Origin of the sequence: Legionella sp. (assembly GCF_047605385.1) — a bacterium.
GTDB lineage: Bacteria > Pseudomonadota > Gammaproteobacteria > Legionellales > Legionellaceae > Legionella.
In genome coordinates, this window is the sequence record NZ_JASGFU010000081.1 from 1 (window position 1) to 9,989 (window position 9,989).

Sequence of the window (9,989 nt, forward strand, 5' to 3'; positions counted from 1 at the left end):
GCCTTAGACTGGGAAAATTATGATTGTGCAAAAATTTGACGGGATCGTTCAGGACTTGACCTACGGACAGTGAGCAAAGCGTGCTCCAATGTTCCATATCAAAACTTGTTTTTTCACTATCCATTACTTCAATCAGAGCAATATCGGTTGTGCGCGTGGTAATTTGTACTTCATTTTTAGATAAGTGGATTATGGTTCCAGGTGCTCCTTTAGAGGTTACCTGCAATTTACGATGTGCCGTGATGAGGTATAATCGGTCATTGATAATGAGTTTAGGTGTTGCTAATTCGTTACGGTACGCACCGAATGAGCGCGCGCGACATAGATAATCTAGTTCTTCTGATGTCGACTGCCAGGAAATAAAGCCAAGATGTTTTGGTTTGTTTTTTAATCCGTAATACGAGCGACGGGCCAGGTCTTGCCGCATTCGATGTTCTGTTTTGGATGCCAGCTCATCAATTAGAACACGAAACGATGAGCTGGCTGTCTCATAGCATTTTAAATTGAGACTTAATGCGGTATCGTGTGCCTCGATAGGAAAAAAGCATTGTTTCACAAGATCACCCGCATCGATTTCTTGTTCAATAATATGCCAGCTTATGGCGTGTTCTGTTTCATGGTTCAGGATAGCCCACGAGGTGGCATATAATCCTGCGTACTTAGGTAATGGGGAGTTATGGTAATTAATTGCATATCTTTTGGGCATATGAAGAACCGATTCAGGAAGAATGATCTCATTAACAATGCTGAATAAGTAATCACAGGGCGTGTCTAATTCATTTATGTTACTCATAAACTTGATGTGATGTTCTTGACACCACTCTTTGATTTGAGTGGATGAGGAAATGATCCCTAATACATGATGTTTTTTTTCAAGTAAAATGGAAGCGCAATGGATGGTGAGCGACTCATTTCCAATGACGTAGCAACTGAATGATTCTTGTTCTTTTTCCATGAATGTTCCCATGCCGTTTTAAATGCATTGATTAAAAGTGTCTTGATTAAAAACACTTTATTTTTTTATTAATCTTAGTCAGTGTTTATAATAAAATCTAGGAATACCTACGCTGCATGCCAAGGAAGGCTGAAGCGCGTAGGCAGGTATACGCTTTGCTCGTTCAGAGCAAACGTGCTAGTCGCGGCTCTTAGCCTCGCGCGTTGGCAAGTCGATTTTGGGGCTGGGACGTCCCGGAATCTTTCATGAGGTAGCGCGACTCTTCTCCAAGACTGAGTATAATATAAATCCTGTGACAATAATTAATCATTTAAAAATAAAAGTCAAACGTAAGCGCTGTTAATTCTAATGAATTGGCTTAATTTGAATTATTGGCCTTATTTTTCATTTATTGTCCATAATTTGTCCCATTCAAAATTCTGCTATAATTATTAATAACTTCAAAAGTTAATGCTTCAAATACTTTTCTGGAGTTAAAATGATTAGACCACAAAAACCTAAAAATGAAGCCGAAAGATTACAGGTGCTTCATAACCTTCACATTATGGATACTCAGTTAGAAGAGCGTTTTGATCGCATCACTCGGGTTGTGCAGCATTTGTTTGATGTTCCTATTGTTTCTGTTTCTTTTATTGATAAGGAACGAGAATGGTATAAATCAAACAAGGGATGGCAATTTCATGAAATACCTAGAGATATTTCTTTTGGTGCCTATGCTATTTTACAAAAAGACATTATGATCGTCCCAGATACATTATGTGATGAACGCTTTAAGAATAATCCTTTAGTGATTAGTGCACCTGATATTCGTTATTACTTGGGTTGCCCTTTGCAAGTGAAAGAACAATTTAATATAGGGATTTTAGGTTTAATGGACCATAAACTACATGATTTTAATCAATTTGACTTAAATGTTATTAAGGAGCTGGCAGAGATAATAGAATCAGAATTTGCAGAACAGCGTCAATCTACAATTGATGAATTAACGCAAATATCTAATCGCGAAGGATTTATTTCTATTGGGAAACAAATCATCAAACACTGTAATAAATTTGATAAAAATGTTTTGCTGATTTATTTCGATATAAATCATTTAAACTCAATTAATACCCATTATGGGCAAGAGGAAGGAAATAAAGTATTACAGGTGTTTGCTCAGCAATTATTGAAAAATTTCCGTCATACCGATGCTGTTGCGCGTTTAGGAGGGGATAAGTTCTGTGTTTTATGTTCTGGCATGGGTAAAGAGCAATTTACTAAAGTGATCCATCGGTTCCAAAGAAAATTATCATTAATTGATATGAATCATCCTATTGAATTTACTGCAGGAAGTATTGAATACAATCGCTGGCGACATTATTCAATTAATCTATTAATTGAAGAAACCTATGAAAAAATTTATGGGTATAAACGTCATTTACATTAAGTGGCGTGACCTTATTTGGCTTTCCCGCTGCAAATTACCTTAATAAGATAGATATCTATAGTTGTTCATCTGGTCTTAAGGTAAGTACCTCATATCCATTATCGGTTACTAAAATTGTATGTTCCCATTGTGCAGATAATTTGTGATCTTTTGTGACAACAGTCCAACCATCTCCTAAAGTTTTGATTTCTTTACTACCCATATTGAGCATCGGCTCAATAGTAAAAGTCATGCCAGTTTGTAATGGTAATCCGGTATTTGGTTTGCCAAAATGCGTAATGTGAGGTTCTTCCCACATTGATCTACCGATACCATGACCACCATACTCCCGTACTACTGAATATCCATGTTGTTCTGCATGTTTTTGGATTAGGCTTCCCAGATCGCCGAGATGAATCCCAGGGCGCACTATTGAAATAGCTTTATATAGGCATTCTTGTGTCACTTCTACTAATTTTTTAGCAAAAGGCTTTACATTGCCAACGAGAAACATTTTGCTTGTATCCCCAATATAACCATCTTTTTGTACAGTCACATCGATATTAATAATATCGCCATTTTTAAGTTTTTTATCGGAAGGTATGCCATGACAGACCACATGATTTATGGACGTGCAAATACATGCGGGAAACCCATAATGGTTTAACGTTGAGGGAATGGCTCTTAAATCCTCGAGAATATACTGACGACAAATTCGTTCAAGCTCCTTGGTGCTTGTACCTTCAATCACATAAGATTCTATCATTTGAAGTACGGATGCAGCTAAATTACCAGCTACTCGCATTTTTTCTATTTCTTCAGAGGTCTTCACTAACATCGCGTATTTCTCCTAGTGATGCTTGATTTACTAAAATTTTAAGAATTTCAGAATAAGTAATTGATGGGTTTTCTTCTGCCAGTTTTCCTATTCTAATCCAATATTCCGCTTGAGAATTAATTGAGCGACTCATTGCTCTTGCCATCAGCTTAGTTGCTTCGTGCAACTCATCAGAAATTTTTACTATGCCCATATTTCCTCCAAAATAAAAATAATATAGCATTTTAATATGAAATACTATATTTCGTAATAAAATATATTTTGAGAGAAATAGTGTATTGTATGTTCTTTAGGATATCCACTAACAACACAAGGCTCCTCCCATAGTTCATTCTTTGGCTTCAAGTAGTAGTTTTGTATTTTTTATTTATGGTTTCTAAATAAAGTTTCCATCGAAAGCTTCTCATTGTAATGTCCTTTTTTCTTTCAGTAACATGTATTATGAGGCAAATCGCGGATGATATATCATTGACCTTTTTTGTAAAAAAATGTACAATGTTTAATATATGAACAGGTGGTTAGTATGCCTAAGACTAAAATAGATGATAATCATTTAAATCAACTAGGGAAACGTTTTAAATTCTTCGTGGAAGAAAAAAAGCTCCAAAAAATTCATGTTATTGGAATCAAAGCACCAAGAAGAAGTGAGTGTTTTGACTTCTTTGATGATTCCTTAAAACGACGACAGGTTGATGAATTATTAGATTTAATATGCAAAGTAATTCAATCTGTGCCGGACGATACCAATCAACTTAATATTATAGTTTTACCAGAAAATGCGTTCACTCCATTCCCTATCGAATCAAAAAATAGAGTTGTTATTCTTGATAGATTGCAAGCTGAACTAAATAAAAAAAATAAATATAAAATTATGCTGATACCAGGTAGTTTTGATCATTACAAATTAAGAAAAACCGATCAGAAAGCTCGTGAAAGAATTAAAAAAAGTTTAGCGTTTTATAACTTATTTCCCAATGAAAAATATTGCGCTGATGAAGTTAAATATATTACATCTATATTAGAATCTGATTTGCAAGAAATTGAAGGGAAAGAAAATACTGCGTATATTTTATTATCAAATTCGGATGATAATAATGAAGATACATCCGATAAAAAAATTACTAAACGCGATAAGAATGTAGATTTCATGGAAAAAAATAGATTCGATCCAACCCAGAACCATATTAAACAAAAAACTGTCTTTTTGGTTGGACAATTAAATAATTCAGTGCAAAAAATTAAATTTAAAAATGATAAAGAAATAAAAGTTGCGCTAACTATTTGTTTAGAACAATCTCTAGAAAACTCTCCAATTGTTTCCGAAATAGAAAAAAATCAGCCTGATATACAAATTATTATTTCTGATTATGTTAACTTAAACAGAATTAATCATGGCTTTTATGGTGACGTTATCATTTGTATGGATAGTAAAAATGGCTTATATATTGAGAACATAAAAAATAATTATGATATTACAACGGCACATTATGATTTTAAATTTGATAACTCTATATTGCTTGATGCGTCATTGTTGAATAACACATTATGTCGTGAACTAATGGATGATGCATTACTGGATGCTGTTTCGCAGGGTAACTTATTAAAAGTTCAACTTTGTCTAAATAAAGGAGCTAATATTGACTATTATAAGTTTAGTAAATCTTCACTTTATGTAGCGGCCGAGGGTGGATATTATGATATTGTTAAATTTTTAATCGAAAAAGGCGCAAAAATAAATGCAAAATCAATTGAAGGAGATATCTCCGCTTTATCGATAGCTACTAAGCGTGGCCATCTTGAAATAGTAAGATGTTTGGTAGAGTCAGGGGCTGATATTGCAGATATTGATGATAATGGCTTTACTCCTTTACAAGTAGCTGCGTATGAAGGGAATATTGGTATAGTAGATTATTTAATTAACCACGGCGCATGTATTAATGAAAAAGACCAGCTAGGAAACACACCTCTATTGTTAGCTATAAGTAATAATAAGTTAGAAATGGTTAAGTATTTAGTAAAATATAAAGCAGATTTGAGCAAGAATTTAGTTGAGATTGCTAAACAGCATGGCCATTTAAACATAGTTGAGTATTTGCAAAGTATAGAAATTGATAATACTCAGGCTATAAATAAAATCACTAGGATCTGTTGTTGAGTTACCTTATTGATTAAGGGGAGGAGAGCGATTAAGGCTCCGCCCCTGATTAAACCTGGATATTATTTCACTTCTTTCTTCTTTATTTTTTCTTTATCTTTGACACAGCAAGCACAAGCGCAGCCAGTAAATAGGTTGTATAACCAACCAATTAAAAATCCCATAATGAACGCATCAATAAACGCAATGATCGCCCCTAAAATACTGCCTTTGATAGAAGGAGTATATCCAGGATATAAGTGTCCCATGGATATTACAAAGTCGTGCCCATAAGCATAATAACTGGCAAGCAGACCCAATAGTAATATGCACACGCCCCACAGTACGCCAAAAGCAAGTCCTAAACCTACGGGGTTTAATTTGCAACCGTTGCTCATCATATTTATCTCCCTATATTGATTTATTGAGCTTAAAAGCAATCCCATGAGCATTCATTTAATTGCTTTTTATAGTATAGAACTATTTTTGTCCAAGTAATAGTTTTTGACAAATTGAGAAATACTGGGACTCTAATTGATGCAAACTAGCTAATGAAACACATTCATTAACTTGGTGAATAGTGGCATTAACTGGTCCTAGTTCAATCACTTCAACACCATAGGGAGCAATAAAACGCCCATCTGAAGTACCGCCACTGGTAGATAATTCTGGAGTAAAACCACTTTGCTCAATTACTGCTTGCTGTGCACTTTCTAAGAGATGCCCTTGGGCTGTTAAAAATGGTTCACCACTTAAACGCCATTGGATTTCGGGCTGAAGCTTATATTCGCTAAATACATCCATCACCCGCTTTTTCAATAAATTTTGAGTTTGCTCGGTTGAATATCTGAAATTTAAGTGCAAGACTAATTCTCCAGGGATAATATTAGAGGCTGCACCACCAGAATTGATGTAAGTAATTTGCATGGAAGTTGGTGGAAAATAAGCATTGCCTTTATCCCAGACTATGGATGTTAATTTCGCCAAAGCAGAACCCATCTTATGAATAGGGTTATCGGCTAAGTGCGGATAAGCGACATGACCTTGTTTTCCTTGCAGTTTGATTTTTGCATTTAGTGAACCACGTCTGCCAATCTTAATGACATCTCCCACATGTGTGGTGCTGGAAGGTTCTCCAACAACACAATAATCAATGTGTATGCCTTGCTTATGCAATTGCTCCATAATATAGGGAGTGCCTAGATCATAATCATCACCTTCTTCTCCACTGGTAATCAAAAAGCCTAATTGGCCAGGAAAAGTAGGGTAAGTCTGAATAAAGCGTTTTGCCATCAGTAGCATACATGCTAAACTACCTTTCATATCAGCTACCCCACGTCCATAGAGTAGGTCATTTTTTTCTTCCATGAGAAATGGATCAGTCAGCCATTTAGTTGCATCTCCTACAGGCACAACGTCAGTATGACCCGTAAAAACCAATAAAGGTCCAGATTTCCCATAGTTGGCAAAAAAATTAGAGACTGGGCCATGGTTCAACCGTTGGCAGCTAAAGCCAATATCTTGTAAATATTGAATCATAAACTCCTGGCAGCCAGCATCATCAGGTGTAATCGATGGAAAGCTAACGAGTTCTGATAGTAGATTTTTTATTTCACTCATCTTAATTTTCTCTGAGTAATTCATTGATGCTGATTTTAGCCCGTGTTTTTTCATCGACTTGTTTAACGATTACTGCACAATAAAGGCTGTGACTTTTATCTTCACTAGGTAGAGTTCCCGATACTACAACAGAACCAGCAGGAACCCGACCATAGGTAATTTCACCAGTCATGCGGTTATAGATTTTAGTACTTTGTCCAAGATATACCCCCATGGATAATACGCAATTGCGCTCAACAATAACACCTTCAACCACCTCAGAACGAGCACCAATAAAACAATTATCTTCAATAATGGTGGGATTAGCTTGTAAAGGTTCTAAAACACCACCAATACCCACACCACCGGACAGATGAACGTTTTTACCAATTTGTGCACATGAACCTACAGTAGCCCAGGTATCAACCATGACTCCTTCATCGATATAAGCGCCAATGTTCACATAAGAAGGCATTAAAACACTGTTTTTAGCGACATAAGCGCCCTTGCGCACCATAGCATGTGGCACTACACGCACACCTGTGTGCTGGAATTGTTCGTCAGTGTAACCATTGTATTTAAGAGGTACTTTATCGTAGAACTGGCAAAAACCAGCATCCACAATTTGGTTAGGGAATAATTTAAAAGATAACAGAACCGCTTTTTTGATCCACTGATGAACCACCCACTCATGGTTTATTTTTTCTGCAACACGTAATTGCCCACTGTCTAAGCAAGATAGTACTTCATTGACCGCAGCAAATAATTCGGAAGTAGCAGTATTCATTGATAACGTTTGGTGCTGTCCAAAGGCTTGCTCAATGATGGTTTGTAATGTGTGCATGTATTTTTTCCTATTAATAGGCCCCCATAAGGGCTTGTTGTAAATCAGCTTGTAAATCTTCTACATGCTCAATGCCTACTGACAGACGAATAAAACCATCTTCAATACCCAAGGCTTTGCGTTGTTTTGCAGGAATAGAAGCATGTGTCATGATCGCTGGATGTTCAATTAAACTTTCAACTCCCCCCAAACTTTCAGCCAAGGTAAATAATTCACAGCGCGACAAAAAGCGCTTGGCTTCTTCTAAGCCACCATCAATCACTATGGAAATCATGCCACCAAATGCATGCATTTGTTCTTTGGCTAATTGATGTTGAGGGTGGTTGGGTAATCCTGGGTAAATTACTTTTTTTACTTTAGGATGTGCATTAAGCCAGCTTGCCAAGTGTTGCGCATTTTTACAATGACGCTCCATGCGTAGGGATAAAGTTTTTAAACTTCTTAATACTAAAAAGCTATCAAAAGGCCCTGCGATGCCACCACATGAATTTTGTAAAAAGGCCAAATTCTCTGCAAGTTCTGTATTATTCCCAACAACAACAATACCATTGATGACATCTGAATGGCCGTTTAAATATTTAGTTGCAGAATGTACTACTATATCAAAATCCAATTCAAGTGGGCGTTGAATCCATGGTGTTGCAAAAGTATTGTCAACCACACTAATTAATTTATGGTGCTTGGAAATAGCAGCTATTTCACGTAAATTGGCTAACTTAAGCATAGGATTTGAGGGTGTTTCTACCCAAATCATGCGTGTTTTTGGTGTAATGGCTGCTTCAATATTGTGGACATCAGTCATGTCGACAAAAGAGAAAGATAAATTAGATGTACGCGTTTTTACCTTATCAAATAGACGAAATGACCCCCCGTACAGATCATCCATGGCAATGACATGATCGCCTGCATTTAATAGGTCAATAACAGTATTGATTGCAGCCATGCCTGAGGCAAAAGCAAATCCGCGTTGCCCTCCTTCCAAGCTGGCAATACATCCCTCATAGGCAGCACGGGTGGGATTATGGGTACGCGAGTATTCATACCCTAAATGAACACCAGGGGCACTTTGTTTGTAAGTTGAAGTCGCATAAATAGGAGTCATGACAGCACCTGTGCTAGGACAAGACTCTTGGCCAGCATGAATTGCACGTGTGTCAAAGTGATTTTTTTTCATAAAGATACATTCCTTATATTTTTATCTAGTCGACAAGAGGGTATGTGAGATATTCTAGTGGTGGTTCTTTGTGTAGGCAAGGTATCAATTTGTACTAAATTCAGAGAGAATAGAGTGGCTTTTGAAAAAAGTATAGTAAGGGTATTTGGAGCATGAAATTAGATCTGCATTATTTATTGTCAGCAAAATACGCCCAATGGATTAGTTGGGTGTTGATTATTCTATTTTCTGTGCTGATTATTATGGAATGTTTTTCTTTACGCATTTCTCCAGTTCCAGTAGCATCTGAAGCCAATAATATTCCTATTGTTGCGCAGTCTAATTCTTTTGATGCTGTGTTAAAATCGTCATTATTTGGAATGTATGTTTCCAATGATTTAAACGAAAACAGTGTTAAAAAATCCATGTTAAATGTTACATTGGTAGGCATTTTATTTGCGGATAAAATTGATGATTCGCAAGTAATTATTCGTGCAGCTAATGGTGAGGAAAAAACATATAGCATTGGGGATACCATTCCTGGAGATGCGGTGATTAAAAAAATTATGACTGGTGGTGTGCTTGTTGAGCACCACGGAGCTTTAGAAAGTTTAAGTTTACCGAAAAATGAATTAACTTTTGAGCCTATACCAGAGCCCTTGAAAGAGGAATAAAATTGATGAACTATTTATTGCGATTATTTTTGGTTGTGCTCTTTATTCCTGGGCTGGTTGCCTGTTTTATTTCTGACAAAGCAAATTTGCGTGAAGGAATTGATAGCTTTCGTGTTGAAGAGTACCGCACAGCCTTTGTGCGTTTAAAGCCATTAGCTAAAAAAGGACAAGCAGATGCACAATACGCCGTGGGTTATATGTACTATTACGGCAAAGGTGTAGTGGAAGATCGGAAAAAGGCTTGGTTTTGGATCACTGCCGCGGCAAACGCAGGGCAGCCTGATGCCTTGGTTGCAGCAAAAATGTTAGATGGAAATATGAATACCAAATAATTTAGTAACTCCCCAGGTATTTAATTGAGCTCACCGGGCTTCCCCTCTCCACCGC

Annotated in this window: 11 protein-coding genes; 4 read left to right on the forward strand and 7 right to left on the reverse strand. The window is 36.6% G+C overall.

The window, feature by feature from the left end; genetic code table 11:
• Positions 1–955, reverse strand: a 955-nt coding sequence (locus QM652_RS12755) for a formyltransferase family protein (RefSeq protein ID WP_415076409.1), incomplete at its 3' end; no start/stop codon positions are given.
• 478 nt (positions 956–1,433) lie between these two features.
• On the opposite strand from QM652_RS12755, the gene QM652_RS12760 reads away from it, so the two are divergent.
• Positions 1,434–2,381 (forward strand): sensor domain-containing diguanylate cyclase, encoded by a 948-nt coding sequence (locus tag QM652_RS12760; protein WP_415076411.1) that lies wholly within the window; start codon positions 1,434–1,436, stop codon positions 2,379–2,381.
• 55 nt (positions 2,382–2,436) lie between these two features.
• Here QM652_RS12760 and map read toward each other — a convergent pair whose 3' ends face one another.
• Positions 2,437–3,198 (reverse strand): type I methionyl aminopeptidase, encoded by a 762-nt coding sequence (map, locus tag QM652_RS12765; RefSeq protein WP_415076413.1) that lies wholly within the window; start codon positions 3,196–3,198, stop codon positions 2,437–2,439.
• Positions 3,179–3,391, reverse strand: coding sequence for a ParD-like family protein (locus QM652_RS12770; RefSeq protein WP_415076415.1), 213 nt, complete (start codon positions 3,389–3,391; stop codon positions 3,179–3,181). The genes map and QM652_RS12770 overlap by 20 nt, the downstream gene beginning before the upstream one ends.
• A gap of 330 nt (positions 3,392–3,721) precedes the next feature.
• Between QM652_RS12770 and QM652_RS12775 the strand changes: the two genes are divergently transcribed.
• Positions 3,722–5,353: an ankyrin repeat domain-containing protein gene (locus tag QM652_RS12775; protein WP_415076417.1), complete on the forward strand. Its 1,632-nt coding sequence runs from the start codon at positions 3,722–3,724 to the stop codon at positions 5,351–5,353.
• Positions 5,354–5,415: 62 nt separating this feature from the next.
• Here the strand turns inward: QM652_RS12775 and QM652_RS12780 are convergent, their stop codons facing one another.
• The 4 genes from QM652_RS12780 to QM652_RS12795 all read right to left on the reverse strand — a co-directional run bounded on the left by QM652_RS12780 (position 5,416) and on the right by QM652_RS12795 (position 8,949).
• A complete protein-coding gene (locus QM652_RS12780) occupies positions 5,416–5,730 on the reverse strand; it encodes a bacteriophage holin (protein WP_415076427.1) in 315 nt (104 codons plus the stop codon).
• A gap of 82 nt (positions 5,731–5,812) precedes the next feature.
• Positions 5,813–6,952 (reverse strand): succinyl-diaminopimelate desuccinylase, encoded by a 1,140-nt coding sequence (gene dapE / locus QM652_RS12785; RefSeq protein ID WP_415076418.1) that lies wholly within the window; start codon positions 6,950–6,952, stop codon positions 5,813–5,815.
• Between the two features lies 1 nt (position 6,953).
• Positions 6,954–7,775, reverse strand: coding sequence for a 2,3,4,5-tetrahydropyridine-2,6-dicarboxylate N-succinyltransferase (dapD, locus tag QM652_RS12790; protein WP_415076419.1), 822 nt, complete (start codon positions 7,773–7,775; stop codon positions 6,954–6,956).
• 13 nt (positions 7,776–7,788) lie between these two features.
• Positions 7,789–8,949, reverse strand: a complete 1,161-nt coding sequence (locus QM652_RS12795) for a trans-sulfuration enzyme family protein (protein ID WP_415076421.1) — start codon at positions 8,947–8,949, stop codon at positions 7,789–7,791.
• A gap of 152 nt (positions 8,950–9,101) precedes the next feature.
• Here QM652_RS12795 and QM652_RS12800 point away from each other — a divergent pair, with 152 nt between their 5' ends.
• Positions 9,102–9,602: a type II secretion system protein N gene (locus QM652_RS12800; RefSeq protein WP_415076423.1), complete on the forward strand. Its 501-nt coding sequence runs from the start codon at positions 9,102–9,104 to the stop codon at positions 9,600–9,602.
• A gap of 5 nt (positions 9,603–9,607) precedes the next feature.
• Positions 9,608–9,934 (forward strand): sel1 repeat family protein, encoded by a 327-nt coding sequence (locus QM652_RS12805; protein ID WP_415076425.1) that lies wholly within the window; start codon positions 9,608–9,610, stop codon positions 9,932–9,934.
• Positions 9,935–9,989: the final 55 nt, after the last annotated feature.

What these genes read in the sequence shown, in the direction of transcription:
- QM652_RS12760 (WP_415076411.1), top strand. Translation starts at nt 1,434, where the DNA reads ATGATTAGACCACAAAAACCTAAAAATGAAGCCGAAAGATTACAGGTG.
- map (WP_415076413.1), bottom strand. Translation starts at nt 3,198, where the DNA reads ATGTTAGTGAAGACCTCTGAAGAAATAGAAAAAATGCGAGTAGCTGGT.
- QM652_RS12770 (WP_415076415.1), bottom strand. Translation starts at nt 3,391, where the DNA reads ATGGGCATAGTAAAAATTTCTGATGAGTTGCACGAAGCAACTAAGCTG.
- QM652_RS12775 (WP_415076417.1), top strand. Translation starts at nt 3,722, where the DNA reads ATGCCTAAGACTAAAATAGATGATAATCATTTAAATCAACTAGGGAAA.
- QM652_RS12780 (WP_415076427.1), bottom strand. Translation starts at nt 5,730, where the DNA reads ATGAGCAACGGTTGCAAATTAAACCCCGTAGGTTTAGGACTTGCTTTT.
- dapE (WP_415076418.1), bottom strand. Translation starts at nt 6,952, where the DNA reads ATGAGTGAAATAAAAAATCTACTATCAGAACTCGTTAGCTTTCCATCG.
- dapD (WP_415076419.1), bottom strand. Translation starts at nt 7,775, where the DNA reads ATGCACACATTACAAACCATCATTGAGCAAGCCTTTGGACAGCACCAA.
- QM652_RS12795 (WP_415076421.1), bottom strand. Translation starts at nt 8,949, where the DNA reads ATGAAAAAAAATCACTTTGACACACGTGCAATTCATGCTGGCCAAGAG.
- QM652_RS12800 (WP_415076423.1), top strand. Translation starts at nt 9,102, where the DNA reads ATGAAATTAGATCTGCATTATTTATTGTCAGCAAAATACGCCCAATGG.
- QM652_RS12805 (WP_415076425.1), top strand. Translation starts at nt 9,608, where the DNA reads ATGAACTATTTATTGCGATTATTTTTGGTTGTGCTCTTTATTCCTGGG.